26 protein-coding genes are annotated in these 26,377 nt (G+C 65.5%); 9 read left to right on the top strand and 17 right to left on the bottom strand.

Annotated elements, in window-relative coordinates:
* Positions 1 to 63: 63 nt before the first annotated feature.
* Positions 64 to 1,959 (bottom strand): CocE/NonD family hydrolase, encoded by a 1,896-nt coding sequence (locus B8446_RS09670; protein ID WP_048849161.1) that lies wholly within the window; start codon positions 1,957 to 1,959, stop codon positions 64 to 66.
* Between the two features lie 87 nt (positions 1,960 to 2,046).
* Between B8446_RS09670 and B8446_RS09665 the strand changes: the two genes are divergently transcribed.
* Together B8446_RS09665 and B8446_RS09660 are read left to right on the top strand one after the other, a co-directional pair.
* Entirely contained in the window at positions 2,047 to 2,943 is an 897-nt protein-coding gene (locus B8446_RS09665; RefSeq protein ID WP_048849152.1) for a peptidylprolyl isomerase, read from the top strand.
* On the top strand, positions 2,940 to 3,356 hold the full coding sequence (locus B8446_RS09660) for a hypothetical protein (protein ID WP_048849151.1): 417 nt from the start codon (positions 2,940 to 2,942) through the stop codon (positions 3,354 to 3,356). Before B8446_RS09665 ends, B8446_RS09660 begins: the two co-directional genes overlap by 4 nt.
* Before the next feature lie 23 nt (positions 3,357 to 3,379).
* On the opposite strand, the gene B8446_RS09655 is transcribed toward B8446_RS09660, so the two are convergent.
* Complete coding sequence (locus B8446_RS09655) at positions 3,380 to 4,840, bottom strand: GGDEF domain-containing protein (protein WP_148505940.1); 1,461 nt, start codon at positions 4,838 to 4,840, stop codon at positions 3,380 to 3,382.
* Positions 4,771 to 6,258 carry a type I glutamate--ammonia ligase gene (gene glnA / locus B8446_RS09650; RefSeq protein WP_048849149.1) on the bottom strand — a complete coding sequence of 496 codons (1,488 nt, stop codon included), beginning with the start codon at positions 6,256 to 6,258 and terminating at the stop codon, positions 4,771 to 4,773. The genes B8446_RS09655 and glnA overlap by 70 nt, the downstream gene beginning before the upstream one ends.
* A 126-nt stretch (positions 6,259 to 6,384) precedes the next feature.
* Here glnA and bla point away from each other — a divergent pair, with 126 nt between their 5' ends.
* Positions 6,385 to 7,257 carry a class A beta-lactamase gene (bla, locus tag B8446_RS09645; protein ID WP_053053798.1) on the top strand — a complete coding sequence of 291 codons (873 nt, stop codon included), beginning with the start codon at positions 6,385 to 6,387 and terminating at the stop codon, positions 7,255 to 7,257.
* A gap of 396 nt (positions 7,258 to 7,653) precedes the next feature.
* On the opposite strand, the gene B8446_RS09640 is transcribed toward bla, so the two are convergent.
* Entirely contained in the window at positions 7,654 to 8,100 is a 447-nt protein-coding gene (locus B8446_RS09640) for a hypothetical protein (protein WP_053053800.1), read from the bottom strand.
* A gap of 96 nt (positions 8,101 to 8,196) precedes the next feature.
* On the opposite strand from B8446_RS09640, the gene B8446_RS09635 reads away from it, so the two are divergent.
* Complete coding sequence (locus B8446_RS09635) at positions 8,197 to 9,168, top strand: MBL fold metallo-hydrolase (RefSeq protein WP_048849148.1); 972 nt, start codon at positions 8,197 to 8,199, stop codon at positions 9,166 to 9,168.
* A gap of 35 nt (positions 9,169 to 9,203) precedes the next feature.
* Here B8446_RS09635 and B8446_RS09630 read toward each other — a convergent pair whose 3' ends face one another.
* The 3 genes from B8446_RS09630 to murA all read right to left on the bottom strand — a co-directional run bounded on the left by B8446_RS09630 (position 9,204) and on the right by murA (position 11,243).
* Entirely contained in the window at positions 9,204 to 9,428 is a 225-nt protein-coding gene (locus B8446_RS09630; RefSeq protein ID WP_148505939.1) for a hypothetical protein, read from the bottom strand.
* Between the two features lie 91 nt (positions 9,429 to 9,519).
* Positions 9,520 to 9,858, bottom strand: coding sequence for a hypothetical protein (locus B8446_RS09625; RefSeq protein WP_148505938.1), 339 nt, complete (start codon positions 9,856 to 9,858; stop codon positions 9,520 to 9,522).
* Positions 9,859 to 9,980: 122 nt separating this feature from the next.
* Positions 9,981 to 11,243 carry a UDP-N-acetylglucosamine 1-carboxyvinyltransferase gene (gene murA, locus B8446_RS09620; RefSeq protein WP_048849145.1) on the bottom strand — a complete coding sequence of 421 codons (1,263 nt, stop codon included), beginning with the start codon at positions 11,241 to 11,243 and terminating at the stop codon, positions 9,981 to 9,983.
* Between the two features lie 150 nt (positions 11,244 to 11,393).
* Here murA and B8446_RS09615 point away from each other — a divergent pair, with 150 nt between their 5' ends.
* Positions 11,394 to 11,804: a hypothetical protein gene (locus B8446_RS09615; RefSeq protein ID WP_048849144.1), complete on the top strand. Its 411-nt coding sequence runs from the start codon at positions 11,394 to 11,396 to the stop codon at positions 11,802 to 11,804.
* Here the strand turns inward: B8446_RS09615 and B8446_RS09610 are convergent.
* Entirely contained in the window at positions 11,786 to 12,712 is a 927-nt protein-coding gene (locus tag B8446_RS09610) for a DMT family transporter (protein WP_158507554.1), read from the bottom strand. The two genes, B8446_RS09615 and B8446_RS09610, sit on opposite strands and share 19 nt — an antisense overlap.
* 42 nt (positions 12,713 to 12,754) lie before the next feature.
* On the opposite strand from B8446_RS09610, the gene B8446_RS09605 reads away from it, so the two are divergent.
* Positions 12,755 to 13,174 carry a GNAT family acetyltransferase gene (locus B8446_RS09605; RefSeq protein WP_048849142.1) on the top strand — a complete coding sequence of 140 codons (420 nt, stop codon included), beginning with the start codon at positions 12,755 to 12,757 and terminating at the stop codon, positions 13,172 to 13,174.
* Between the two features lie 15 nt (positions 13,175 to 13,189).
* On the opposite strand, the gene dcd is transcribed toward B8446_RS09605, so the two are convergent.
* Positions 13,190 to 13,741: a dCTP deaminase gene (gene dcd / locus B8446_RS09600; RefSeq protein ID WP_048849141.1), complete on the bottom strand. Its 552-nt coding sequence runs from the start codon at positions 13,739 to 13,741 to the stop codon at positions 13,190 to 13,192.
* 182 nt (positions 13,742 to 13,923) lie between these two features.
* Here dcd and B8446_RS09595 point away from each other — a divergent pair, with 182 nt between their 5' ends.
* Positions 13,924 to 15,114 carry a WD40 repeat domain-containing protein gene (locus B8446_RS09595; protein ID WP_148505937.1) on the top strand — a complete coding sequence of 397 codons (1,191 nt, stop codon included), beginning with the start codon at positions 13,924 to 13,926 and terminating at the stop codon, positions 15,112 to 15,114.
* Between the two features lie 101 nt (positions 15,115 to 15,215).
* Here the strand turns inward: B8446_RS09595 and B8446_RS09590 are convergent, their stop codons facing one another.
* The 8 genes from B8446_RS09590 to B8446_RS09555 all read right to left on the bottom strand — a co-directional run bounded on the left by B8446_RS09590 (position 15,216) and on the right by B8446_RS09555 (position 23,570).
* Positions 15,216 to 16,166, bottom strand: coding sequence for an efflux RND transporter periplasmic adaptor subunit (locus B8446_RS09590; RefSeq protein WP_048849139.1), 951 nt, complete (start codon positions 16,164 to 16,166; stop codon positions 15,216 to 15,218).
* A 27-nt stretch (positions 16,167 to 16,193) separates the two neighbouring features.
* The gene (locus tag B8446_RS09585; RefSeq protein ID WP_048849138.1) at positions 16,194 to 16,388 is read right to left on the bottom strand and encodes a DUF1656 domain-containing protein; all 195 of its coding nucleotides are present in this window, start codon (positions 16,386 to 16,388) and stop codon (positions 16,194 to 16,196) included.
* On the bottom strand, positions 16,388 to 18,445 hold the full coding sequence (locus tag B8446_RS09580; protein ID WP_048849137.1) for an FUSC family protein: 2,058 nt from the start codon (positions 18,443 to 18,445) through the stop codon (positions 16,388 to 16,390). The genes B8446_RS09585 and B8446_RS09580 overlap by 1 nt, the downstream gene beginning before the upstream one ends.
* 119 nt (positions 18,446 to 18,564) lie before the next feature.
* Complete coding sequence (locus tag B8446_RS09575; protein WP_241767729.1) at positions 18,565 to 19,110, bottom strand: GNAT family N-acetyltransferase; 546 nt, start codon at positions 19,108 to 19,110, stop codon at positions 18,565 to 18,567.
* Entirely contained in the window at positions 19,107 to 19,304 is a 198-nt protein-coding gene (locus B8446_RS09570) for a hypothetical protein (RefSeq protein WP_048849136.1), read from the bottom strand. Before B8446_RS09570 ends, B8446_RS09575 begins: the two co-directional genes overlap by 4 nt.
* Before the next feature lie 13 nt (positions 19,305 to 19,317).
* Positions 19,318 to 20,544 (bottom strand): glycosyltransferase family 4 protein, encoded by a 1,227-nt coding sequence (locus B8446_RS09565; protein WP_048849135.1) that lies wholly within the window; start codon positions 20,542 to 20,544, stop codon positions 19,318 to 19,320.
* 41 nt (positions 20,545 to 20,585) lie between these two features.
* Complete coding sequence (locus B8446_RS09560) at positions 20,586 to 22,508, bottom strand: transglycosylase SLT domain-containing protein (protein WP_306301107.1); 1,923 nt, start codon at positions 22,506 to 22,508, stop codon at positions 20,586 to 20,588.
* A gap of 204 nt (positions 22,509 to 22,712) precedes the next feature.
* Positions 22,713 to 23,570, bottom strand: a complete 858-nt coding sequence (locus B8446_RS09555) for a uracil-DNA glycosylase (RefSeq protein ID WP_048849133.1) — start codon at positions 23,568 to 23,570, stop codon at positions 22,713 to 22,715.
* A gap of 125 nt (positions 23,571 to 23,695) precedes the next feature.
* Here B8446_RS09555 and B8446_RS09550 point away from each other — a divergent pair, with 125 nt between their 5' ends.
* Positions 23,696 to 25,468: a tetratricopeptide repeat protein gene (locus tag B8446_RS09550; RefSeq protein WP_048849132.1), complete on the top strand. Its 1,773-nt coding sequence runs from the start codon at positions 23,696 to 23,698 to the stop codon at positions 25,466 to 25,468.
* On the top strand, positions 25,465 to 26,373 hold the full coding sequence (locus B8446_RS09545; RefSeq protein WP_048849131.1) for a 4-(cytidine 5'-diphospho)-2-C-methyl-D-erythritol kinase: 909 nt from the start codon (positions 25,465 to 25,467) through the stop codon (positions 26,371 to 26,373). Before B8446_RS09550 ends, B8446_RS09545 begins: the two co-directional genes overlap by 4 nt.
* The last annotated feature ends 4 nt before the right edge of the window (positions 26,374 to 26,377 follow it).

Here is a 26,377-nt window from a genome sequence, read left to right as displayed (position 1 = left end):
GGGGCGGGCGCACCTGTCCCGCCGTTCAGGCGCGACGTCCCCGGCCGGATGCCGTGCCGGCCGTTACGGCACGACCGGCAGCATGACGGCACTCGCCTGACCGGGTGCGTGGAACACCTTGATTGTCACCTTCCGGAAATCCTTTGGCTTCGCATCGAAGATGTTCGGAACGAACGTCTGCGGGTTCCGGTCGTAAAGCGGGAACCAGCTCGACTGGATCTGCACCATGATGCGGTGGCCGGGCAGGAAGGCGTGGTCCACGTTGGGCAGCGCGAAGCGGTAGGTCTGCGGCTGGTTGGCCGGGATCGGCTCGGCATGGTCGAACCCGTGGCGATAGCGGCCGCGCAGGATGTCCATGGCAATGGGAAGCTGATACCCGCTCAGTTCCGGCGCATCGGGATCCTCGTCCGGATAGACGTCGATCAGCTTGACCACGAAATCACCATCCGTGCCGGTCGTGGCTGCAATGATGTCTGCAACCGGTGCGCCCGCGATCGTGACTGCATGGTCCAGAGGTGCGGTTTCATAGGTCAGGACATCGGTGCGATCGGAGAACGGGCGCTGGTCGTCCACCAGCCAGTCATGCCAGGTCGAACCCTTGGCGTAGGTCGGACGGATCGGCCGCAGACGATAGGGGATCGGTTTCTGCGGGTCCGAGACGTAAGCATCGGATGCCGGGCCGGTCGCGGGTGCCGCGAACGACAGACCGCCATCCGGCTGAAGATAGAGCGCGCGGCTCGGCTTTGCGGCAGGCCAGTTCCCGAGATGCTGCCACGTGTTCGTGCCGGTCTGGAATGCGAGCACCGGCGGCAGGTTGGCAGGCGGGCTGCCGGGCACGAGCGCCGCGTTCAGGAACGGCAGCAACACGGATTGCCGGAACCACAGGCCGGTCGAACTGTCGAACTGGATCGGTCCGAGGGACGCGCCGCTGCTCGCCCATCCGCCGTGATGCCACGGCCCGAGCACGAGATGTTCCAGCCCATGCGTGTCATGCGGACGCAGCGCCTCGAAGGCCGCGACCGCGCCATACATGTCCTCCTGATCCCACTGGCCCGCGATCCACAGGGTCGGCACGGTGATGGGCGTTTTCGGCAGGATCGTCTCCAGAGCCTGGGCCTGCCAGAAGCCGTCATAGGCCGGATGATCGTGCAGCTTGCGCACGAAGCCGAGCTGTTCGAGCCCGTGCTGCGCCACGAAGCCGCTGGCAGAGCCCGCGTGCAGGAACGTCGTGTAATCGTCGTAGTCGTTGCGCCACAGATCGCCGGAATCGCCGCGGGCCGCATCCTGCTCATAATAGTAGTCATAGCCGATCATGCGGAACGCGCCGCCGTGGAAGTCATCGTCGTTCATCCAGGTGTTGATGACCGGGTTGGCCGGGATCGCGACTTTCAGGGCGGGATGTGGGTGCGTGAGCGCCATCGCGACCAGCATGCCGTCATATGATGTGCCGATCATGCCGACACGGCCGTTGTTGCGCGGCACGTTGTGCGTCAGCCATTCGATCGTATCCCACGCGTCGGTCGCATGATCGATCGGCGTCGGGTTGTCGGGGCCATGCAGCGGACGCTCGTTGACGTAGTCGCCTTCCGAGCCGTCCTTGCCGCGTACATCCTCGAAGGCAAGGATATAGCCCGCGCGGAGCAGGGTGGATTCGTAACCGCGCACCAGCATCGCGCCGTCCGCGTTGCCGTGGCCGACCATGGATTCGGCGTCATAGGGCGTGCGTTCCAGCATGATCGGCGCGGTCGTCCGGCCTGCGGGCAGGGATTTCGCGGCGAGAACCACGGCATGCAGATGCACGCCATCACGCATCGGGATCATGACCGAGGTGCGTGTGTAGTCGAAGGTCGAATCGGCGTCGTGGAATGTATCGGGCGTGTCGGGTGCGATCGAGGGCGCAGCGTGGGCTGCGAGCGGTGCGAGGATGGTGGACAAGGCAAGCAGGGTGCGGCGGATCATGAACGGTTTCCGAAGGATCATCTTGGCCGCGAGCATGGGGCCGGAGTGCCGTGTGCGCAATCTTGCGTTCCGTCGCATGCGACAGGCATGATCGATGCTATGCGCCGCGCCCTGTCGATCCTTGTCGCCCTGTTGCCGACCGCCGCCGTCGCGGCCCCGGCTCTGACACCGTCCGAAATCGTGGATCACGCTCCGAACAGTGCCTGGACCGATGTGCCGGAGGATCGGCTTGTGGTCATGACGCTCGGGGATGGCGGTCAGGTAGTGATCGAGACCGCACCCGATTTCGCGCCCGTGCATGTCGCCAACATCGTGAGTTTTGCACGCGCGCATCGCTGGGATGGTGGGGCGATCACCCGCGTGCAGGATGATTATGTCGTCCAGTGGCAGCCGCGCGACGAGAAGGCGCCGCTGCCCTCGCGTATCGTGGCCCATCCGCCTGCGGAATACGAGCGCTCCAGACAGGGACTTTCCTTACAGGGTCTTGCTTTTTTCGATTCCTATGCAAAGGCGGTAGGCTTCGCCGATGGCTGGCCGGTTGGGAGCGACGGCGGCCATGTATGGCTTGCGCATTGCTATGGCATGGTCGGCGTGGCGCGCGACATGCCGCCGGATACGGGCGACGGGCAGGAACTGTACGTCGTCAATGCGGAAGCGCCGCGTCAGCTGGATCGGAATCTCGCTCTGGTCGGGCGCGTGTTGAGCGGAATGGAACGTCTGGGCGCGCTGCCGCGCGGGACCGGGGCGCAGGGATTTTATGTCGACAAGGCACAGGATGTCGCAATCCGCAGCGTCTCACCCGCCGCCGATTTGCCGCCAGCGCAACAGCCGCATCTTCAGCTCATGCGCACGGATTCTCCGGCATTTGCCGCCTATCTGAATGCGCGCGCGAACCGCACCGACCCGTTCTACGTCCGGCCGGCGCACGGGGTGTCGCTATGCAACGTGCCTGTTCCGGTCCGGACGAGACCATCCGCGCCATGACCGCGCCGTTGCTCCTGGCGGCAGGCGGAGCGTTCGGGATCGGCACGGTCGTGGGCTGGTTCCTGTATTTTACCAATCGCTATCGTCGTGACGTCACGTTCGCGGATGTCGGACATCTGCTGGTCGCACTGGCGGGAGGCGCCAGCACGGCCGTGTTCAGATGGGACGGGCCGACCCATATGGTCATCTGGGGCAGCTACGGGCTCGGCATCTTTTCGGGATTTTTCGGGTATTTCGCGGTGCTACTCGTCCTGATGGCACGCAGCAGGGGTGCGTTTTCGGCATCGTACCTGATCGATGGCCGCAGCCGACTGCCGGGCCCAGGCGAGGGCTATGCACCGGGCACGGAGCCACCCGCGCACAGCTTCACGGCGCGTCCTGAACCAATCGGGCCGTCGCATCCAGATCAGTAGGGGCGTCTCGCGTGGCGCGAGTATCACGCATATGCGATGCGGTTTCGTCCGGCGTGTTTGGCTGTGTAGAGGGCGGTATCGGCATCCTCCATCAGCCCGTTGACGGCAGTTGGTGACGTGCTCTCAGCCCGGGCGATCCCGACACTCAGGGTTGCGCCGATCGCGATCCCGTCCATCACGGCGGCTTCACGGGCGAAGTCCGCGCGAATGCTTTCGGCTATCAGATGAGCCCGCAGCTCGTTCGCCGGTGTCAGAATGACGACGAATTCTTCGCCTCCGATCCGATAGACCGCATCGTGGCCGTGGATATGGCGTAGCACGATTGCGGCAGCCAGCCTGATGATCCGATCGCCCAGAGCATGGCCGTGACAGTCGTTGATCGCCTTGAAACGATCGAGGTCGATCGCGAGGACCGCGATCTCGGACGTCTCATTACGCTGTCGCGCCGTCCATTCATCGAACGCACGTCTGTTGCTGACGCCTGTCAGTGGATCCCGCAAGGCCAGCAACTGACTTTGTGCGAGTGCGCGGTCACGGGGCAGAACGATCAGAAAGAACGTCACCAGCAGGACTTCGCCCATCGCCTGCATATTGAACACAATAACCGACCACAGGGCGGTCGGTCTGGGGCCAAGCGGGGCCGGAAGCCAGGGCAGCACTGGAATACGGATCGCCATGAAGGCGGCCGACAGCGCGAGCACCCAGAACAGCGCTGATATCGCGGAAGGCTCGTCATTCCGCCGACGGTTCACGTCGTACGCGGCGCGCGCATTGAAATAGCTCAGCAGCGTCACATCCATGTATGACCCGGCAACATGCACTAAGCCTGTCGCGTGGTCGAATATGGATAACGCTAATGATCCTGCGCTGGGCAGGAGGGCTGAAAGCAGCTCGGGCGGCTGTTTCGTACAGACCCTGATTGCCTGCCAGCCCATTCCGTACGCGAAAATCAGAAAGAACGAGCCTATGCGCAGGCTCCAAAGCCCGGGCAGAATTGCAGGAACTGTCAGAAAGGCGCCACCGATGCCTGCGCAGATGAACGGACCTGCCAGCCAGAATGCCTGGCGCCGCCACAGCCCGTGGTTTCGTGCGGCCCAGAGAAAACAAAGGCCGATCAGAAAGACGATCGTCGTGCTGTAGCCGATGACCATCGCCGCTTGTGGAGTCTGCGGACCCATGAACTTCCCTGCACGCGGATTGGTCTCGACGTGAGAACTCTTTAGCTCCCTATGCCGACCGAACCAATATGGCATGAATCCAGCGCAGGTTTTCGGGTGTCGCACTCGCACGCATGCGTCTGAAGCACGACCCGACATCGCAGGGCCGTCTGCATACGGGAGATCGGCTCCCGAGAGATCCGGCCAACTGCGGGCAATAAAAAACCCGGCCATTTCTGGCCGGGTTTTCGCTCGGATCAGACCGAGTAATACATCTCGAATTCCGCCGGGTGAGGCGTGTGTTCGAACTTGAACACTTCCTTCCACTTCAGCTCGATATAGCTCTCGATCTGGTCCTTCGTGAACACGCCGCCTTCGAGCAGGAAGGCATGATCGGCCGCAAGCGCCTCGAGCGCCTCGCGCAACGATCCGCACACCGTCGGAATCTGCGCCAGCTCGTCCTTGGGCAGTTCGTACAGATCCTTGTCCATGGCATCGCCCGGATGGATCTTGTTACGGATGCCGTCCAGACCGGCCATCAGCATGGCCGCGAACGACAGATAGGGGTTCGCCGTGGGGTCGGGGAAACGAACCTCGACGCGCTTGGCCTTCGGGCTGGACGCATGCGGGATACGGCACGACGCCGAACGGTTGGCCTGCGAATAGGCCAGCAGCACGGGAGCTTCGAAGCCCGGGATCAGGCGCTTGTAGGAGTTGGTCGACGGGTTGGTGAACGCGTTCAGCGCCTTGGCATGCTTGATGATCCCGCCAATGTAGAACAGCGCTTCTTCCGAAAGGCCTGCATATTCGCCGCCTGCGAAAGCGGGCTTGCCGTCGCGCCAGATCGACTGGTGGACGTGCATGCCCGAACCGTTGTCGCCCGCGATGGGCTTGGGCATGAACGTCGCCGTCTTGCCGTAGGAATGGGCGACGTTGTGGACGCAGTATTTGTAGATCTGCATGAAGTCCGCCGAGCGCACCAGCGTCTCGAACTTCGTGCCGAGCTCATGCTGCGACTGCGCCACCTCGTGGTGGTGCTTCTCGATCGGCAGGCCCATCTCGCCCATGGTCGAGAGCATCTCGGCGCGCAGGTCGTTCTCGCTGTCGACCGGCGGGACGGGGAAATAGCCGCCCTTGACCACCGGACGATGGCCCATGTTGCCTTCCGGATAGTCCTTCAGGGACGCGTCCGGGCCTTCGATGCTCTCGAGGCGATAGATGCCGTAGTTCGGGCCGGTGCCGAACTTGACGCTGTCGAAAATGAAGAATTCGGCTTCGGGGCCGAAGAACGCCGTGTCACCGAAGCCTGCGCTCTTGAGATAGGCTTCCGCGAGCTTCGCCGTCGAACGCGGGTCACGGTTGTAGAAACCACCCGTGCGCGGATCGATGATGTCGCAGAAGAGGATGAGCTGCGGCTTCGCGGCAAACGGGTCCATGACGGCGGTCGCTGCATCCGGTAGCAGGACCATGTCGGACTCGTTGATGGCCTTCCAGCCCTGGATCGACGAACCGTCGAACATGAAGCCTTCGACGAACGTGTCTTCCTCGATCGTCGAGACGTGCTGCGTCGTGTGGTGCCACTTCCCCTTGGGATCGGTGAAGCGAAGATCGACGTATTCGACCGCGTGTTCCTGGATCAGTTCGAAGACGCGCGCGATGGCTGCTTCCGACTGCTTGGGCGGCCCGGCCGGGACTGTCGGTGCGGCCGATGCGGCGGCTTTGCGGGACGGAGCTTTTCTCGCCATGGGTCTGATACCTGCCTTATTTGACTGCGATGCTGACGGGCCTGCAACGATTAGGGGACAATCGCCCCCCTGTCGAGTAGGCGTCCCCGTCACATTCGAGCCCGTTTCCCGCACTTTGGAGCCACCATGACATTTCCGAGCCGCCGCATGATGCTGGGCGCGATGTTTGCAACACCGTTCGCGGCCCGCGCCGCCGGACGGCTCTTACCGGCTGCTTCCCTGGCGGCTCTGGAGCGCCGCATCGGCGGTCGCGTCGGGGTTTGCGCCCTCGATACCGGGACCGGAGCACGCATCGTCTATCGCGAGACGGAACGTTTCGTCATGTGCAGTACGTTCAAATGGCTGCTCGCGGCTGCCGTCCTGCAGCGCGCGGCCAGCGGCGGTCCGGGGCTCGACAGCAGTGTCCCGATCCGGGCTGACGCGATCGTGTCACATTCCGATGCGACCAAGCCGTTCGTGGGCCGGTCGATGACGCTGCGGTTGCTCTGTGCCGCCATGATGGCGACCAGCGATAACGGGGCCGCAAATACCCTGATGAGGGCAATCGGCGGTCCGGCGGCCTTGACGCGTGCGGTCCGGACGTGGGGCGATCCGTTGACGCGGCAGGACACATACGAACTCGGGCCGGATGCCCGGCCCGGGGACCTGCGCAACACGACGACGCCTGCGCAGATGCTCGCCGACATGCAGCATGTCTGGCTGGGCGACGCACTTGACCCGGCGTCGCGCGCGCAACTGATCGCCTGGCTGCGGAGTTGCGTCGTAGGTCAGCACCGGCTGCGCACAGGGGTGCCGGGGCAGTGGGTGGAAGGTGATCGCACCGGAACGGGCGATCCCGGATCCATCAACGATCTGGCGATTTTCTGGCCTTCCGGCGTCGATGGAAAACGTGCCCCAGTGCTGGTCGCATCATTCCTGAGCGGGTCGCAGCACAGTGCCGTGCAACTGGAGACAGCCCAGGGCGAGATCGGCCGTATCGTGGCCGATACGTTCGCCTGACGCGCCGGAAGACATGGCCGCATCGACCATTTGCCATTCCAGGAGAACCTTCGGGTCACACCAGTCTTGTAGCGATGCGCCGCAGGCGATCTTCTTGCGAGCATGCGGCACGGAAAGGCCGACTCGCCACGCACCGGTGTCAGATATCCGATGGCGCCGGCATTCGCGGTCACCGTATTTGCGAAATGCGGCTGTCGGGGACCATTCCGATCAAATCGGCGATGCCGGAAGCGGAGGTGTGAATGGGCGTGTAACGAGCACCTTGCTGGCTACACGCTGGCCCGCACGTTATGTGCATGATCTCCGATCACCTTGAGCGGGCAGAAGGCCGTTCCCATGTGTAGACAATGATGCCGCACGCCACGAGAGCGTAGCGCGCGGCATACATTCGGGCGATCAGTGATCGAGCGTGAATGTGAGGCCCTGTGCGCCGGCTGCCAGGCGCGCACCCTTCGTCACGCTGTCGAGCTTCAGGCGCACGCCGTTGCTGTTGCTCAGGACAGCGCCGCCAAGCCCCTTGTCGAGGGTCGCTTCGCCGCTCAGCGCGCCATAGGTGCCATCGAAATCGTGCACGTGCTTGAGGTCATAGACCGTTGCACGCGCCTCGACCGTGGCATAGCCGACGGCCGCGATGTCGGCGCCGCTCACGTGGAAATGGTAGGTATGATGGCCGTAGGACAGCGTGCCTTCGCCCCAGGTGTAGCCCACACCGACATCGGCGGATTTTGCCGTGAGCACGATATGCCCGACCGGCGTCCCCATTGTGTCGGCAGCATGGGCATGGCCCGCAATGGCGAGCGTCAGGCCGGCGATGGCGGCGATACGGGGCAGACCGATATTCATGAAGACGTTCTCCTCGAAAACCATATGATGGGCGGGATAACGGGAATCCGGTCTCCGCGTTCCCGACATGCGCCGCCTTGATCCGGAACGCCCGTCATGCCCCGATCGTTCAACATCCAGAACAAGGTCGGCCTCCTTGGAGCATGCCTGGCTCTGGCGGGTGCCGACGCGCAGGCAGGACCGCCATGGCGTGTCGACGGCGGTTTTCCGACCAACTGGTCAACGCTGACCGTCGAGACGCGCACGCTCGGCCAGAACCTCCATTTCCTTCATGCATCGGGCGGCAACAGCCTGGCGCTGTCAGGGCCGGACGGCACCGTGCTGGTCGATCCGGAGCTAGCACCTGCGGCGCCCCGTCTGCTGGCAGCATTGCAAAAGATCGGCGCCGACGATGTGCGGTTCGTGATCGACACGCACTACCATTCGGATCATTCGGGCGGGAACGCGTTTTTCCGTCGCCGCGGGGCGATCGTCATCGCCCAGGCCAGCGCGCGAGCGCGGATCGCGGCAGGCGGCCACAGCATCTACTGGAACCAGACCAGTCCGCCGGGCGCACCTGATGCATTGCCGACCCTGACATTCGATCGGCGCATCGACCTGCATGTGAATGGGGAAGACATCACGATCTTCCATGACGATCCCTCCCATACGGATACGGACTCGATCGTCTATTTCCATCACGCGAACGTCGTGCACACGGGGGACATCTTCCTGACGCGGCTCTATCCTTACGTCGACGTTCCGGCTAAGGGGACGATCGACGGCTATTTCCCCGTTCTCGATCGTGTGCTCGCCATGATCGACGATCGGACGATCGTCATTCCGGGCCATGGAACCCCGAGCAACAAGGCGGGCCTGCAGGCATGGCGCGACATGCTCAAGATCGTGCGTGACCGCGTGGCGGGCAGAATTGCCGAGGGGCAGTCCCTCCAGCAGATCCTCGCAGCACACCCGTCACGCGAATACGACGACCTTTGGGCCAGCAATCGCGTCGGCCCGGACGATTTCGTCGTCATGATCTATCAGAGCCTGACCGGAAAGCGGCTCGACTGGCAGCCTAAACGATAAGCGGGACGGAAAACGCGAGGCTGGGCAACGGATGCCTAAGGGATTCCGTGCGGATAGACGCCAAGGAGGTTGTTCGCGATCTGCGGCATCAGGGTCTCGCAAAGCCGCGGCGGCAGCCCGTTATTCCGGTCGGCAGGATAGCGCTTCAGCGTGAGGAACTGCAGGACCGGATAACAGCCGGTCTCGGTCACGCGGCAGACCGAAACACCGTATGGCCTGGGGTCCGCGAACGTCGCCTGCGTCGTTCGTTCGGCTGCCACGATCACCGAGAGTCCGTTGAACGGCCCTGCGTGAAGAAGCGCTGCACGCCGGTTTCGGGAATGACGAACAGCTCTGGTCCGAAAAAGCCATTCATGGTCGTGACGAACAGCCCGCGCGTGACATGCGCACCACCGCTGGTTGTCGCATGAACGAGGAGCGCAGGAATCGTCCGCCGTGGCCGTCCGGGATCGGGGCGACGTAAATATCGCCGATCGTCTGGAATGGGAGAGTTTCGCGGCCGACCGTATCGGACCTCATGACCAGATCGGTGCAATCCGCCAGCGGTGCCGTGCCACCGCTGGCGCCCGATCTGCGCAGGCAGATCCTGGATGGCATGACGTCGAGGCTCGCATCCTCGTCGCCGCCCGCGGGCTGGTATGCTTCCAGCGTCCATGGTGCGGGCAGCCGCATCGGCGGCATCAGGTCCATGCGGTAAACGCAGACTTCATGCAGTGGGTCGACGGTCGGTGTCGGCGGTGCGGCGCGTGCGCATGAGGCGATCGCAGCCAGTCCCGTCAACGTGAGACAGAACTGGCCGGGTCGCATTGGTGCTAGTCGCGGATGCGCTCGATCCGGGCACCGCAGGCGGCCAGCTTGCGATCCACGCCTTCGTAGCCCCGGTCGAGATGATAGATCCGGCTGACCGAGGTCTCGCCACGCGCCACAAGCCCCGCCAGGATGAGCGAGAATGACGCGCGGAGGTCGGTCGCCATGACCTGTGCTCCGGACAGATGATCCACCCCGCGAATGATGGCGGAGCTGCCATGCACGTTGATCCGTGCACCCATGCGGTTCAACTCGGGGACATGCATGAAGCGGTTCTCGAAGATCGTCTCGGTGATCATCGACGCCCCTTCCGCCACCGACAGCATCGCCATGAACTGCGCCTGCATGTCGGTCGGGAAGCCCGGATAGGGCTCGGTCATGATGTCCACGCCACGCAGGGGGCCGGTGCGGCGCACACGCAGGCCGCGCTCTTCCTGCACTGCCTCGATGCCGGCTTCCTCGAACGTGCTGACGACAGCGCCCAGATCGCCAATGCGGCCGCCCAGCAGCAGCAGGTCGCCGCCGGTGATCCCGGCCGCGCAGGCATAGGTGCCGCACTCGATCCGGTCCGGCATGATCGCATGCTCGGCACCATGAAGCGCTTCCACCCCGTCGATCACCAGCGTGCCGGAGCCCTGGCCCGTGATCCGTGCGCCCATGGCGTTGAGGCAGGCCACGAGATCGCCGATCTCCGGCTCGCGCGCGGCATTGACGATCTCGGTGCGGCCCCTGGCAAGGGTCGCCGCCATCAGCAGGTTCTCGGTCGCGCCAACGGACGCGAACGGCAGCAGGATGCGATCACCCTTCAGGCCGTTCGGCGCCCGCGCGTTGATGTAGCCGTTCTCGAGCGTGATCTCCGCGCCAAGCGTCTCCAGCCCCTTGAGATGCAGATCGACCGGACGCGTGCCGATCGCGCAACCGCCCGGCAGGGACACGCGGGCTTCGCGCATCCGGGCCAGCAGGGGGCCGAGTACGAGGATGGACGCCCGCATCTTGGAGACGATGTCGTAAGGCGCCTCGACAGACGTGATGTCGCCGCCGATCGACAGCGTGCGTCCGCTCTCATCGGTCTTTTCGACCGCGATTCCATGCTGGCGCAGCAGGTCAAGCATGGTGGCGATATCGGCGATGGCGGGCACATTCGTCAGCGTCAGCCGCTCGGCCGTCAGCAGTCCCGCCACCATCAGTTTCAGCCCGGCATTCTTCGCGCCGCCGATGGCGATCTCGCCATCCAGACGGTTGCCGCCGTAAATGAGAAATCTGTCCATGGGCAGCGCCTTTCGGTTGGCAGGGCAGGGAGATCGGGAAATGTGCTCCGTGGTTCCTCCGCCGCGCGGTTCAAGTCAAGCATGATCCGCGCAATCCCGTTTCGTATTCGTGCGTTGGCATCGGGTTCGTCGTCGTCGAGGAGTTAATGCGTGTCCCGTCCGTTCATCATCGCCTGCCTGGGGCTGGTCCTCGGGACCTCCGCCTGCACCATGAGCCGTCCCGGCCATCTGGCTCCGCTGAATGCCGCCGCACGGGCGGCCGGGGGCATTCCGTCGCTCGCCATGGCGCAGACCGCACCGCATGATACCGGGCTGGTCTCCTTCGCATTGCCTGACGGCACGATCCTGCATGGACATTTCGCGATCGTCCCGAATTCGACGCCCGACCTGCTGGTCGGACCGGATCAATTGCCGCAGGGCACGAGTGCGCATCACATGTTCGTTCAGGCGACGAACGGCCGCGTGACGATACACTGCGATGCCGCGATCAGCCCCGCGCGGCACGGTGGCGGCGAGTGCCGCAGCGAGCCGAATGGCGCCGTCTACGATCTGGTGTTCTGAAGTTCCCCTGACGGGCGCCTTGATGGGGCCGGCACCGGCGCGGTTTCCATGCCGATGCCGGCCAGGATGATCGCGCCGCCGATCAGCGCCGCACCCGAGGGCGCTTCGCCACAGGCAAGCCACACCCAGAGCGGCGCGAGTGGCAGGTCCATCGTGCTGATCAGCATCGCCCGGCCGGCCGGGATCAGCCGCACCGCGGCGAGATAGGCCGGATAGGCGATCGCCAGCGACATCGTCCCGAAACAGGCAAGCCAGCCTGCAGCCGTCGGCGTCACGCGCAGCGAAATGCCCGATGCCACGGCGAGGCCTGCCGCCAGCACACCGGCAAGCGCGGACGAGAGCAGGGCGACCGCGATCGGTGGCGCATCGGTCGTGCGCATCTGCAGCGCCGCGATGGTGAACAACACCGTCATCAGCAGCGCCAGGGCATCGCCCGGAAGCCGTCCATGCCCGAGCGAGCCTGCAACGGTTATGGCAACGCCGCCCAGACAGACGGCCATGCACGCCATCGTCCGGCGGCCCGGTTTCTCGCGAAACATGATCCATGCGCAGATGGCCGCGATCGGCGGGGAGGCGGCATAGATCACGGAGACGTCCGCCACCGCCGTCTGCGCGAAAGCTGCGATATAAGCCAGGGTCGCGAGCGCGTTGGTCAGCACGATCAGGCGCCCGCGCGGACTGGCGATCGTCAGGCGCAGGCCCGGCAGGATCGGCTCGCGCAGCACGACGGCGACCGCGAGCAGCCCTGCGATGCCGAACACGTCCCGCCAGACGATCATGGGCCAGATTGCCGTGCCGGACAGTCGCGCGAACAGTCCCGCCGTGCTGAATCCCAGTGCCGACAGACCCATCAACAGATCGCCCCTGCGGGCCTGACCCGCTTGCGGAGGGCGCATACTCTCAGACATGAGAGAGGTTCTTCCAGAATTTCGGATCGGAGAACAGGTGCGATGGATCATGTCATCCGGCCGGCGTCGGACGAAGACGAGGCTGCGGTCGTGGATCTCTGGCGCGCAAGCGGGCTTGTCGCGCCCTACAACGATCCGGCAGCCGACTTCCGATATGCGCTCGGGCGTCCGGCGTCCGACGTGCTGGTGGTAATGGATGGCGCGGCGGTCTCCGGCGCGGTCATGGTCGGGCATGACGGCCATCGTGGCTGGATCTACTACCTTGCGAGCCATCCGGACCGGCGAGGCCAGGGGATCGGCCGCGCATTGGTTAATGCCGCGGAAGACTGGCTGTGCGCACGTGCATGCCGCAAGCTGCAGTTGATGGTGCGCGAGACGAACACGGGGGTGGTTCCGTTCTACGAACGGCTCGGGTTCGAGAACACGCCCCGGGTCGTCATGGCGAAGTGGCTTCGGCCCTGACGCGCCTTTCGAGGATCAGAGGCGCGGCGTCGTGACGCCCGACTGGCCCATGTACTTGCCTGCGCGATCAGCGTAGCTGATCTCGCACGGGCTTGCGCCCTGGAAGAACAGGAACTGGCAGATGCCTTCGTTGGCGTAGATGCGCGCGGGCAGAGGCGTCGTGTTGCTGATCTCGATCGTGACCTGACCCTCCCATTCGGGCTCCAGCGGTGTCACGTTCACGATGATGCCGCACCGGGCATAGGTCGACTTGCCCAGGCAGACGACGAGCACGTCGCGCGGGATCCGGAAATACTCGACCGTGTGCGCCAGCGCGAAACTGTTCGGCGGAATGGTGATGTCGCCGGTGCGCGTCACAAAGCTGTTGGCCGCGAAATTCTTCGGATCGACCACGGCATTGTCCACGTCCGTGAAGATCTTGAAATCGTCGGCCACGCGCGCGTCGTAGCCATAGGACGACAGGCCGTAGGAGATCACGCCCTCGCGCTTCTGCGCCTCCACGAACGGGTCGATCATGCCGCGTTCCTGCGCCATGCGGCGGATCCAGCTATCGGGCATGATCGGCATGGCGGTTCTCCGGAGGTCGTGCTGACTTGGTGTGAGACGCTGCCCATACAGGCTCGCGGCGGCGCGTGCAATTTCAGGCCTCCTGCCAGCGCGAAAACGTCATTTGGCGCAATGTGCGATCGACGGCAGAACCGGCGCTGCGGCCCGATCCCGCCGCGCCTGACTCGTCTGGACATCGCTTCATGGTTCGTCGTCTTCGTGCCGCAGCAACCCTCTGCGCGGTATCGGTTCTCGCTCTTTCCGCGGTGTCTCGCGCAAGCCCCCTCGATCTGATCGTGTCCACCCAGGACGGGAAATACCAGCGCACCGACGGTGCCGGCCTGACACGCAATCCACCGGCGCCCGACAGCCTTGTCGTATTCGATGCCACGCACATGCCGCCGCGGATCATCGCCCGTGTCGAAGACGGGATCGAGCAGACCATCGCGGGGCCGCCCCAGTCGGTTGCGATCACGCCGGACGGCAAGCTTGCCCTCCTCGGCGCACCATCGCGCCTCGGCGCCCATGGCGAGACGATCGTCGACACGTTCCTGCAGATCGTGGATCTCGGTGATGCGCATCCGCACGCCGCCCGGATGCCCATGGGCACCACGATCCAGGGGATCGCCATCAATCCGGCGGGAACGCTGGCGCTCGCATGCGGCGTGGACGGGCAGGTGCGCGTGCTCGCGCTGCACGGCACGCAGGTCGAGATGCGCGACACGCTGCGCATTGCGTCCCGGCGTCTGGCGAGCGCGGTTTTCACGCCGGACGGGCGTCACGCTCTGGTGACACGACGCGATGATGGCGGTGTCGAGGTGCTGCGCGTGGAGGGCGATCATGTGACCGATACCGGACGGCGTCTGAGCAGCGGATTGTCGCCCTATGCGCTGAGTGTTTCCAAAGACGGGCATTGGGCGGTGACGGGCAACGTGGGCGTGCCGGGACAACCGGATTTCGCACTTTCCCAGAGCACGGGAGATGCGGACGTCATCACGCTCTACGACCTGTCTCATGAGCCGTTCCGGGCCGTCGATTATGCAGCGGCTCCCACCATACCCGAGGGCATCGCGATATCGCCCGACGGCAGATGGGTCGTGGTCCAGTCGATGGGCGGTTCCTTCCTGCCGCATGACCAGAGCGGCCATGAAACGCATGGGGCGCTGGTTCTTTATCGTAATGAAGACGGTCATCTGGTCAGGACCGGCGAATGGCCGTCGGGCGTCGCGGGGCAGGCCGTGATGTTCGCGCACGGCTCTGATCTCGTGCTGGTCCAGCGCAATGTCGAGCATGAGATTGCGGTATACCGTCGCGAGGGTGGCACGCTGGTGCCTACGAAAACCGTTTATCCGATGGGTGGCGGCCCGGTGGCCTTCAACGAAACCCCACGCTGACAGGAAGAAAGCCGGTCGTCGTCGGCTTGCGACCAGACGGCCGCTTCGGCGACCGCACCAGGGTTTTCAGAAACGGACAGGCGGGAAATCGCGTGCCCGCATCATGAACGTCCGAGCGCATGCCGCCAGGCGACCTGCAGCCGCGCGAGTGCATCGTGAAGCGATCCGTGCTCGCGCCGCCCGGACTCGGAGACGACCGTCACGGTGGCCGTCATGCCCGCCGCCAGCACGAGGCCGTTCGGGACCGTGTCGATCCGGACGCGGACGGGAATACGCTGGGCCAGACGCACCCAGGTATAGACGGGATCGACATCCGGCAGTCCTTGCGTCGTCATGGCGGCATTGCCGGACGCGATGCCGCGCGTGATGCTTTCCACATGGCCGAACAAAGGCTGTTGTGCCCCCATCAGGTCCATGCGCACGCGATCGCCGATCTGGACATGATGGAGCTTGGTTTCCTCGAAATAGCCGTCGACCCACCACGACGCATTGTCGATCACGTGGATGTTCACGGTGCCGGCAGTTGCGAAATCACCACGGCGCATCAGCAGATTCGTGACGTATCCGTCGAGCGTCGAGCGGACTTCCGTTCGCTCCAGATTGATCTGCGCCTGCCGGAGCGAGGCTTCCGCCGCTTCGAGCTGGGCCTTGGCCTGGGACGCCTGTGCCTCGTATTGCTGGCGTTCCTCGCCCGACAGTGCCACGCCCGGGATATTGCGGCGGCGTTCATACTGCGACGTGCGGAAGGCATAATCCGCGCGGCGTTCCGCCACGCGCGCGCTCTCGATGTCGACCTGCACACGGAAATCATAGGGATCGATCACGTAGAGCACGTCGTTTCGATGCACGAACTGGTTGTCGTGCACCCGGACGTCGATGATCGGCGCGGAAACGCGCGGCGCGATGTTGACGACCTGCGCGCGCACCTGGCCGTTTCGGGTCCAGGGGGAGGCGGTGTAGTAGTCCCACAGAATCAGCACGGCCACGACGGCGACGGCCAGGATACTCAGTGTGATCGAAAACCGGATCAGGCGGTAGGCGCGCGGCAACACGTCAGGCGTCCCTTTGTTCTGGAAAAATCATGACAGCAGCGTGAAGAGACCGACGAGGGCGACCAGAAGGCCGAACTGGGCCAGAGGCGGGTTCCAGCACAGGCGCCACAGGTCGAGTGCGGCGAACAGGCGACGGATCACGAACAGCACGAACACCGCCAGTATCACACGCATGACGAACGCCGAGACGAGCACCCCGTCCAGATCCACGACACCCGTCATCAGGTTCGTGCTCCCGCCAGTCCGTAGCGCCGCAGGGCGTTGGCATGCGTTGCCAGAAGATCCGAAACCGCTTGCGCGCCGGCGCTGGCCAGTACTGCCCGCAGGTGGTTGCCAGATGCCTGAACAGCGTCGCGGGGCGGTTCGGTCAGCAGCGCTGCAGCGTGTCGGGCCAGGGCATCTGCCACGCCCGGTGCCGGAGCGTGCGCGAGTGCTGCGCGGGCCGGCGCGGCATGAGCGGCCAATGCCGGAATGGCGGCGGCACGGTCCAGATCCTGCCCGGCGCGTGCAATGGCCGAGGCAATATCCTCGAATGCGACCAGCCTTCCGAAAACCCGCGCCGAAGCCAGTCCCTGCACGGGACGTTTGCGCGTGGCTGCAAGGGCGTGCCCCAGACGGTCGTATTTCAGGCTGAGCCGCTCGGCCGCCGGGCCCGGACCTCGCCCTTGGAATTCCAGCAGAAGGTCATGGCCGATGTCGGCGGCCGCCCGCAGGCGGATGTGTCGATGATTGGTCGGAAACAGCAGCGCGAGGGCAATGAAGGAGAGGCATCCCGCCAGCAGATAGAACACGATCCGGTTGGTCATGACATCCGGATCGTAGTCGTTGTGATTGCCGAGCCCGAGGATGACCGGAAGGAACACGCCGAAGAAGAAACCGATCGCGGAAAAGCGCGGAATCAGCAGGAGGATGCAGAACACGACCGTCGACGGCAGCAGGACGAAGGACAGCGTCACCATGTCCTGAACATGCGGCAGTACGAAGAAATGCAGCGCGACGGCCAGCATGCAGGCACACGCTGTGCCGACCATCGCGCCCACGCCGAACGGCACCGTATCGGCCATCATGGCCGCAAGGCAGAGCGCGAGGGCTGCCTGGGCGAGGGCGGTCTCCGCCGCTGGCTGGCCCAGCGCGATCCAGATCCCGGCGAACAGCGTAAAGCCGATCAGCGTCCGACCCGCGTTGACGAACGAGCCTGCCCAGTCCGGCCGACGCCAGAGCGGACCTGTCGGCGGCACGTCCCGCAGCGGCGTTGCATGGCGCAACGTCTCCATGCCGGCTGCGATCCTGCGGCGGCTGGCAATCAGGATCGCTGCACGTTCGAGATACAGGGCGTCCATCGGGGTTGGCTGAAACGTCGGGTCCTCAGCCAGGATGTCGTCCAGCAGGCGCTGAAGCACCACGTCGCGCTCGGCATATTCATGCGGCCCGGCGTGATGGCGCTGCGTATGGCGCAGGACGATGTCGGCGATGCCGGTGCGTGACCGCAGATCGGCAAGGCCGCGTGCCGCACTCAGGACCGTCAGCATGCCCACGATCCCGCATCGGGCCCCCCGCAGACGGATTCGCGCATGCTCCATTTCGGTTCGGGCATGGGACATCCGACCCAGCAGCGCCAGCACGGCGGCCGACAGGGAGATCATCTCCATCGGATCGGGAACCGCGCCTTCCCCGAGCCCCGTCCTGCCGATAGTCGCGATGCGCCCGGCCAGCCCGTCCATTTCGTCGATCAGCTTGCGCCAGACCTCCGGCGTGCCGGTCAGGAGAGCGACTACCGTCGTCGCCGCAACACCGATCCCGATACCGCTGGCACGCGACATGGCGGCGTCGAACACAGAATCGGGCCGGTCGATGCTGTTGACCGCAACCAGCGTGACCGTATAGCCGGCGAGCAGCGCCCCATAGGCGCGAAAATCCCGCTCAAGGCTCCCGACCAGCGTGCAGAACGCGAGCCAGAGTGCGACGCCACCGAGAAAGATCGGGCGATCCTGACTGAAGCAGGAGACAAGGATGATCGAGACCACGACACCTGCAAACGTGCCGACGAGGCGGTAGGCCGCTTTCGACAGCGCCTGGCCACGCAGCGGCTGTGCCAGGATCATGACGGTGACCGCCGTGCCCGCGGGAGAGGAAATCTGGCACCAGAAGGCTGTCGCCAGACCCAGACATAATGCGAGCCATGTCCGCACTGAAAAACCGAGCCATCCGGCCGGAAGTACCGCTGCGGACAGTGCGAGGGGCCGGAACCACCCGCGCGCGTCCGCCGTCCGAACCGTCATGACGTCGTGTCTCCTCCGTCGGGAACGTCCGATCAGACGTCGCGGAGGTGACACGGGGTGTCAATCCGACAATCTGGTGAGCAGGTCGGGAGCAATACTTTGTCCCGGCAGTTTTCGTATCATTGCAGGCGCTTCGTCATCCTGATCAGCGGGATGGCGATCTCTCCGGCGTCCGCCTGGAAAGGAACCTCGTCGCCCCAGCCGTGGCGGCGGTAGAACGGCGCGCCGGCCAGGGTCGCGGCAAGCGTTCCGCGGCTGAAACCGGCGGTCCGCGCCGCGGCCTCGCTATGGGCCAGGATCAGGGTTGCGATACCCTGTCGGGCAAGCGATGGATTTGTGTACATGGCGCGAAAGGGTGCCGCGTCCTGCGCGGGATCGAGCAGCGCGGGCGCGCGACCCGCGGTATGGTCGCCGCCGAACAGCGTTGCGCGCCGACTCCATCCGCCGCATCCGGCCAGGGTGCGCTCTGCATCATCCGTCTCGGCAATATAATAGGTACCATCCGCGATGAGCTGGGTATCGAGGCCCATGATGGCATGGCTCGCGGCGATCTCCGCAGGCGAGAGGAAGCCCGTCTGAAGGCGATCGATCGCGTCCGTCATCAGCGCGCGCAGGGCCGGGATGTCTGCCTGCGTTGCTGTGCGGATGTGAAATGTCCGGCTCACGCGGATGTCTCCGCGTCGGGGTCCGGCTTTGGTGGTGGCTCCTGATCGGCGCGGCTGCGGATCTGCGCCTTGCGCCGGTGCAGGTTTGCGCGCAGGGCCGCCGCTTCGCGTGCGCGGCGCGCTTCCAGATCGGCCTGGGCGCGATCCTTGAGATGCGGTTGCTGTTTGACGGGCTTGGGCGGTGTGTCGTCCATCGATGGTCCTGCGTCAGGCCGATACGGCGCGGGCGTGGGGAAACAACGGCGAAGAGGGCGCGCTGACGGCAAGCTCGAAACGGGATTGCAGGTCCGTGTTCAGCAACTCGTCATAGACGCCCAATGTCGCGGATTGCATGGCGGCAATCCCGTAGGTCGACACGATATGGGCGCGCGCGCGTTCTGCAAGCCACGCAAGCGCATCAACGGACGCCGTCAGCACGTCCGCAATCCCTTGCGCGAGTGCGGCCGTGTCATTGGGGGTGACCAGAAGCCCGGTTTCCCCGTCCCGCACGATTTCGGCAGCGGCCCCGTGATTGGCGACGACGACCGGGCGTCCCATGGCCTGAGCCTCCACGACGACGCGCCCGAACGGCTCGGGGCGCTGCGACGGGACGACGACGACGTCCGCCAGCGCCATCGCGGCGGCCATGTCGGCGCAGGCGCCGGAGAAACGCAGGCGTTCGGCGATCCCGAGCGCCCGGGCCCGCGTCGTCAGTTCCTTTGTATACCGCTCCTGCGCATCGCCGGGCCCCACCAGTACACAGACCCAATCGATACCCGGCGCGCGGCTGGCCAGCAGCGGCAGTGCTTCGATGAGTTGAAGCTGGCCCTTCCAGGGTGTCAGCCGTCCGGGCAGCATGATGACGCGCACGTCATCGGGGATGGCCCATGCCTGCGCCAGGGCCTGCACGCGCGGACCCGGCACCCGGGCCGGATCGAAGACGGTCAGATCCGCGCCCCGCGGGATCAGGCGCAGTTGGTCGGGACCGACCGCATAGTCGCCGCGAAGCCGGTCCGCGATATACTGGCTGATGGCGATGACCCGATCACCTTTGGCCAGCACGCTGTTGTAGCGCTTCTTGCCCCACCATCGCGCCTCATGGACGCCATGCCAGGTGGTGACGAAAGGGACGTTCGTCCGGCGCGCGGCGCGCAGCGCGGCCCAGGCCGGTGCACGTGACCGCGCATGCACCAGATCGACCTTCTCGCGCCGGATGATGTCGGCAATCCGTCGCGCGTTGCGCGAAATGGCGATAGGAGATTTGGACCGAAGGTCGAGCGGGATGTGCACGGCGCCACAGGCATGCAGTGCCGGAAGGAGCGGGCCTTCGTGACAGGCGACGAGTGCACGGCCGCCGCCCAGAACAGTCGCGCGGGCGATTTCGATGGCACCGCGTTCCAGCCCGCCCGTGCCGAGCGCGGGCAGCACCTGCAGGATTGTCGGGCATGCAGTCATATCATGCCCTGTAACACACCCTGTGTGGATGTGGCAGGCGACTAGTGCAGCGTTACCGTGCGCCCTGCCAGCGCGGTTTCTTCACTGAACGCTGGCCAGTGGGCGTCGGCCAGGGAGGCAAGAGAGGGCGCCGGCAGGTCCAGCTTGTCGGCGTAGATCCAGAGATAGGTGAAGGCGCGATGGACGTAGTTGCGCGTCTCCGGATTGGGCAGCGTCTCGATGAACATCAGCGGGTCGGCGATATGGGTCTGGATGGAAGCCCAGCGCGAGATGGCGCTGGGCCCCGCATTATAGGAGGCGAGCATCCGCACCATGTCGCCTCCGGTCGGCGGTTCCACGGTGCCGCGTGCATTGCGCGACAGATCGGCGAGATAGAGCATGTAGAGCTGGCCGATCTCGAGATTGATCGCGGGCACATGCAGCCGATCCACGATGTCGGGGCTGGCGATCACCCGCGCGCCCGCGCCATGTGGCGCCGTCACGAACGCGGCCGTCACCGGCATGATCTGCATCAGCCCGTGGGCGCCCGCGCCGGACGAGGCCCGGGCATCGAAATTCGATTCGAGGCGCGTCATGGCATAGACCAGCGCCGGGTCCATGCGGAACCCGTGCCGGGGCTTCAGCTGCGGCATCGGAAATCCGGACACATGTGCTAGATCGCCGTCGCGCGCGGCAAGAATGGTCGCGATCTGCTCGGACAGGTCGCGATAGCCAGCTTCCTGCGCCACGAGCTGAACCGAGCGGCAAAGGGCTGCGTCCCCCTTGATGTCGGGCCAGAGACGCCGCAGCAGGGCTTCCGCCCGATCGGTCTCGCCAACCTGCAACAGCGCGAACAGGCGTGCGCCCTGAGCCGTCGCAGCGACGGCGTCGACGTCGATTTCGCTCAGCACGGGAACCGGCTCGCTGGCGGCGAGTGTGGTCTGCGCATCCCCATGCGGGTGGTGTGCCACCTCCAGCGCCCGTGTGGCCAGGATCCCGTAGAACGTGCCCGGCGCTGCGGCAGCCCGGCTCATCCAGGCCGTGTAGCCGCGATGATCATGAACGCGCGCCCGCGCCCGTGCCGCCCAGAACCGGCTTGCGGCACGTATCTCGTTCTGGGCAATGGGCGCGCGCGATGCCGTCTCGAACAGATGGCCGGCCGTGTCGATCATGTCGCGGTGCCACGCGGCAAGGCCCGCGACAAAACCCGCAAAGGCAAGCTGGCCGTCCTGTGCGAAGGCTGTATTGGCGATCTCGTAGGCTAGGGCATCCTCGCCGCTGCTCAGCATCGCAAGTGCGATCTCGGCCCGAAGCTGGGCCGCGTAGAGCGGGGTCATGCCGGGCGTCGCGGCGATCAGCTTCAATGCGCTGCGTGCGCCGTTCGGTCCCCAGCCCGTCCGCTCGGCTACGGTGTGATCGAGCAGCGGATTGCGGATAACCAGGTGGGAGAGCGGATCGAGTGCCGCTTCAGTCTGATCGGCGACCGTGCTGGGCGAGAGGGGTTGCGGAAAGCTCTGCGACGGGACCGTTCCGCGCGGGCTCACCGCACTGAGGCGCGCCAGAATCTGGGGTGCGTCCGCCAGAGACGGGAAGCTGTGCAGCCACTGCCGCAACTGGGCCGCCGTCGGATGATAGGCGGGGTTCAGGTAGCGATCGGCGAGAATGTCACCCAGCAGCGTGTCGTCGTCGAGATGGTCGGACAACTGCTCCGCGGTCGCGAAATCGCTGGCACGCTGGGCTGCGAAGATCGCGCGCAGGTGAGCGGCAACGCTCGGCTTCAGCGGCCGCGGCAACGGAACGGCATAGCCGTTCGGGCCGCTGCCACGCTGGGGCGCGAACGCTGTTTCCTCCGATCCCGGTACCGGGGATCCGGTTGATTGGGTGGTAGCACCTTCCGTCGTCGCACCGTCGCTCCGCATGGAACTGGACGATGCCTGTGCACGGGCGGGCAGGAATGCCGCCCCGGCCAGAATCGCAGCACTCACGAGCAAGGCGCGTGCGGTGCTGCGGGAGAAGGTGTGACTGGTCCCTCGCATGATCGGCAGGGGTCTAGCCGTCATTGGACAGCAAGGCAACCCGCGCCGCGAAAAGCGTGCAGGGAATAGGCTCGTCATCGTAAGATTTTCGATAAAACTTGACTAGGGCCTCGCGCCCCAAAAACGACAAAAACAGCAACTTTTTTGCCGTCTCTACGGCCCGGCCTCCTCGAGCGCCTCCGCCAGTGCAAGAAGGTCCCGCCAGGCGTCTTTCCGGGCCTGCGGACTGGCCGCGACCTGAGCCGGATGACGCATCGGCAGGAAGCGAATCGGATGCGGCGCCTGCGGCAGGTTCAGGGTCACCCAGCGGCCCCGAACGCGGTTCAATTGGGTATCCGCCCCCATCAGCATGCGCGCCGAAGTTGGACCGAAGCCTGCCACGATCTTGGGAGCACACAGCGCAATGGCCTGCTGAAGCAGCGGTACGCAGGCCTCGCGCTCGGCATCCGTCACATCGCGTTCGCCCGGCGGTCGCCAGGGGATCGCGGCCGCTCGCGACAGGGCGTCCGGAGCCAGGCCGATGCTCCCCAGCATGCGCGTCAGCAGCGCGCCGGGAGCACCCGCGAACAGCACGCCGGTGCGATCCTCGTCCGAATCCGGGATATCGCCCAGAATCATCAGGGCGGCGCCGGGCACGGCGACGGGAACCAGCGTGTGGGTCGCAGTGCGGCGCAGCGCAATATCCGGCACTGTCTTGAGCCGGGAGATCAATGTCTCCAGATCGGCCGCGGGCTCGACCGCGACACCTGTCGGAACACGGGATACCGGGGCCGGGCGGGCTGCAGAGCCTGGGCCCGTCTCCCGTGCGGCCTCGGGCTCCATGCGCGGTCCGGCGCTGCTCGCGCGCTGCCGTGCAGGAGCCGCAGGCATAAGTTCCGCGCCGGAAATGCCGGTCGCACGATCGAGTGGCGCGGGGTCGAGTGCGGAGTCCACGCCCCACTCGGCATAGAGCCGCAGCAACGCACCCAGCGCATCGTGCAGATCGGGAGAGTGAGGGAGATCGGATAACATCGCGCCCAGTTTGCCGCAGGGGAGGGGCTCAGGCTAGGTTCGCATCAATGCACACGCGCCCAATCTCGTTCGGAGGGTCCATGCCCGCCGCCTTGCCCCGTTTCGCAAGGCTGATACATCGCCGCGTGTCGCGTGCCCTGGGTGGTGCAACAGCAGGAGTCGCCCTTGGCGCCTTTATCGGATGCATCTCGGGCTCTGCCCTCGCGGCCCCGTTCGACTCCGGCGACTTTCTGAACGCCACGATCGCCGCCCATGACGGCGATATCGCGGGTGCCGATCGTGCGTTCGCCCGGACGCTGGCCCAGACGCCCGACGCACGCTTTCTGCTGCATGACGCATTTCGCTTCGCGGCAATGGATTCGGGCGCGGATGCTGCTCGACGCGCCCTGGCCCTGGCACCATCGCAGGGACGAGACGAACTCGCCCTCATCGTGCTGGGCGACGATGCCTTCATCCGTGGCGATATCGACCGGGCCCGGAGCCTGTTTTCGGCAAGCGGCGACGCGACCCATATGACGGCCGGCCCGATCATGCGGCTGATCTCGCCCATACTGCAGGCCTGGTGTCTTCAGCAGAAGGGCGATACGGCAGGCGCGCTGGGCCTGCTCGAGCCCCTGTCGAAGGGAAAACCGTTCTCGGCGGTCTACGCGCTGCATGCGGCGTTGATCGCAGCGCAAGCGGCGCCGAAGGCCGCACATCAGGGCGCGATGTCCCGCGATGCGGCCAATCGCGCTTCGCCCACGGCAGCACACGTGACTGCGCTGTTCGAACTGGCGCAGAGCCAGAGCCATGACACGGATCTGGTGCTGACGCGCGCGCAGGCGGCATGGCTCGCGGCGCAGGGCCATGCGCATGAGGCCCACGCGGCGCTGGCGACACTCATGGCCGCGCGCCCCAACCTGTCGCCTGCGAAAAACTGGGTCCTGACCATCGCGCCGGACGCAATGCGTGTCTCGCCGCGCGAAGGCATCGCACTTGCCTATCTAGCGGTCGCGACCGGATTGCAGTCCAGTGTCGGCGATCATGGGCATCTGACGCCCAACGGCCAGCAGGTCGCGATCGTGCTCGTTCGCCAGGGGCTGGCGCTCGCACCCTCCATGATGCTCCTGCGCATGCCGTTTGCGGAAATCCTCGGCAGCGAGGACGATCTGGAAGGCGCGCGCGAAACGCTCGCAGCCGTGCCCGCAACCGATCCGCTCAGCCCGGTCGTCGCCGTGGAAATGGCCAGCTTCGAGGACAGAAGCGGGCACCTGAAGGCGGCCATCGCCGACCTGCGGCAAGCGCTTCGTACCGACCCGGACAACGCGGATCTCCATGCCGCACTCGGCGACATCGCGCAGCGCGATGGACAATTGCGTCTGGCAGTCGACGAGTATGATCGTGCACTGTCGGAAATCCCGCTGATGGCGCAACGTCGCTGGTCTCTGCTTCTGGCGCGCGCTGCCTGCCATGACACCGCCGGTCACTGGGACGTGGCGCGCGGAGACCTGGAACAGGCGGTGGCGCTGGCGCCCGACGAGCCGATCCTGCTGAATTATCTCGGCTACGGCGAAGTCGAGCACAATCACGATCTTCCGCGCGCTACCGCCCTGCTCAAGCATGCCGTCGAACTGGCGCCCGATGACCCGGCCATTCGGGACAGCTTCGGCTGGGCGCTCCTGCGCACGGGACACCTCGATCAGGCGCTCGTCCTGCTGCAATCCGCAGCCGAGCGAACCCCGCGCGATCCCGAGGTGAACTACCATCTCGGCATGGCTTACTGGCAGCTCGGGCGCGTGGTGGAAGCCCGCGACCAGTGGAACGAGGCGCTGGTCGACAAGCCGTCGGCCATCGACCGTCACGAGATCGATGCCGCACTGGCCATGCCCCTTCCGGACAAGACGACCGTCAAACGATGACTGCTGCCCTTCAGGATCTGGCCCGCGCCAAGATCAATCTCTATCTGCATGTGACCGGACGCCGCGCCGACGGCTATCATACACTCGACAGCCTGGCCGTGTTCGCGGCCGCGGCCGACACCCTGATGCTTGCGCCCTCGCCCGGCGATGCGGACGGTCAGGTGCGTTTTTCCATCAGCGGCCAGTTCGGCGCAGGCCTCGTGGCGGATGCGGATGACAATCTCGTCGTGCGCGCTGCGCGTGCGTTGCAGGCGGCGGCGCCCGGACGGCGCTTCGCGCCCGTCTCGATCGACCTGCGGAAAATGCTGCCTGTCGCGTCCGGCATCGGTGGCGGGTCAGCCGATGCCGCGTGTGCGCTGCGGCTGCTGGCGCGCGCCTGGGATCTCGACGTCGATCTCGCACCGATCGCGGCATCTCTCGGCGCGGACGTTCCGGTCTGCCTGTCTCAGGCCCCCGCACGGATGGGCGGGATCGGAGAGATCCTGACCCCGGCGCCGGTGCTGCCGCCCTGTGCAATGTTGCTGGTGAACTGCGGAGCGGCCGTGCCGACGCCTGCGGTCTTCCGGGCGCGCGCGGCATCGGGGGCGCCATTCCGTGCCGAGGCGGCGCTGCCCGATGGATGGACGGATCTCGTATCGATGGTGGCGGATCTCGAACAAACGATGAATGATCTTGAGCCGGCGGCCATTGCGCTCTGCCCGGCCATCGCCAATGTATTGGAAGCGATCGCTGCCGAGCCGGGCTGTGCGTTCGCGCGCATGAGCGGGTCCGGTGCGACGTGCTTCGGCCTGTTTGCCGATGCAACGCAAGCGGGGCAGGCGGCTCAACGCCTGAACGACGCGCATGGATGGTGGACATCCGCAGGTGCCATCGGTCATTCTTCAGCCAGTCATGGTGCGGCCTGATCCT

Source organism: Tanticharoenia sakaeratensis NBRC 103193 (assembly GCF_000963885.1).
GTDB classification, from domain to species: domain Bacteria; phylum Pseudomonadota; class Alphaproteobacteria; order Acetobacterales; family Acetobacteraceae; genus Tanticharoenia; species Tanticharoenia sakaeratensis.
This window is presented reverse-complemented; position numbering and strand designations above follow the sequence as displayed.

Coding starts and splice junctions, on each gene's coding strand:
- B8446_RS09595 (WP_148505937.1), top strand. CDS start 13,924: ATGGTTCGTCGTCTTCGTGCCGCAGCAACCCTCTGCGCGGTATCGGTT.
- B8446_RS09605 (WP_048849142.1), top strand. CDS start 12,755: ATGGATCATGTCATCCGGCCGGCGTCGGACGAAGACGAGGCTGCGGTC.
- B8446_RS09665 (WP_048849152.1), top strand. CDS start 2,047: ATGATCGATGCTATGCGCCGCGCCCTGTCGATCCTTGTCGCCCTGTTG.
- murA (WP_048849145.1), bottom strand. CDS start 11,243: ATGGACAGATTTCTCATTTACGGCGGCAACCGTCTGGATGGCGAGATC.
- B8446_RS09555 (WP_048849133.1), bottom strand. CDS start 23,570: ATGTTATCCGATCTCCCTCACTCTCCCGATCTGCACGATGCGCTGGGT.
- B8446_RS09580 (WP_048849137.1), bottom strand. CDS start 18,445: ATGACGGTTCGGACGGCGGACGCGCGCGGGTGGTTCCGGCCCCTCGCA.
- B8446_RS09585 (WP_048849138.1), bottom strand. CDS start 16,388: ATGACGGGTGTCGTGGATCTGGACGGGGTGCTCGTCTCGGCGTTCGTC.
- dcd (WP_048849141.1), bottom strand. CDS start 13,741: ATGCCGATCATGCCCGATAGCTGGATCCGCCGCATGGCGCAGGAACGC.
- B8446_RS09565 (WP_048849135.1), bottom strand. CDS start 20,544: ATGACTGCATGCCCGACAATCCTGCAGGTGCTGCCCGCGCTCGGCACG.
- B8446_RS09640 (WP_053053800.1), bottom strand. CDS start 8,100: ATGAATATCGGTCTGCCCCGTATCGCCGCCATCGCCGGCCTGACGCTC.
- bla (WP_053053798.1), top strand. CDS start 6,385: ATGACATTTCCGAGCCGCCGCATGATGCTGGGCGCGATGTTTGCAACA.
- B8446_RS09635 (WP_048849148.1), top strand. CDS start 8,197: ATGCCCCGATCGTTCAACATCCAGAACAAGGTCGGCCTCCTTGGAGCA.
- B8446_RS09610 (WP_158507554.1), bottom strand. CDS start 12,712: ATGTCTGAGAGTATGCGCCCTCCGCAAGCGGGTCAGGCCCGCAGGGGC.
- glnA (WP_048849149.1), bottom strand. CDS start 6,258: ATGGCGAGAAAAGCTCCGTCCCGCAAAGCCGCCGCATCGGCCGCACCG.
- B8446_RS09660 (WP_048849151.1), top strand. CDS start 2,940: ATGACCGCGCCGTTGCTCCTGGCGGCAGGCGGAGCGTTCGGGATCGGC.
- B8446_RS09625 (WP_148505938.1), bottom strand. CDS start 9,858: ATGGACCTGATGCCGCCGATGCGGCTGCCCGCACCATGGACGCTGGAA.
- B8446_RS09570 (WP_048849136.1), bottom strand. CDS start 19,304: ATGGACGACACACCGCCCAAGCCCGTCAAACAGCAACCGCATCTCAAG.
- B8446_RS09545 (WP_048849131.1), top strand. CDS start 25,465: ATGACTGCTGCCCTTCAGGATCTGGCCCGCGCCAAGATCAATCTCTAT.
- B8446_RS09670 (WP_048849161.1), bottom strand. CDS start 1,959: ATGATCCGCCGCACCCTGCTTGCCTTGTCCACCATCCTCGCACCGCTC.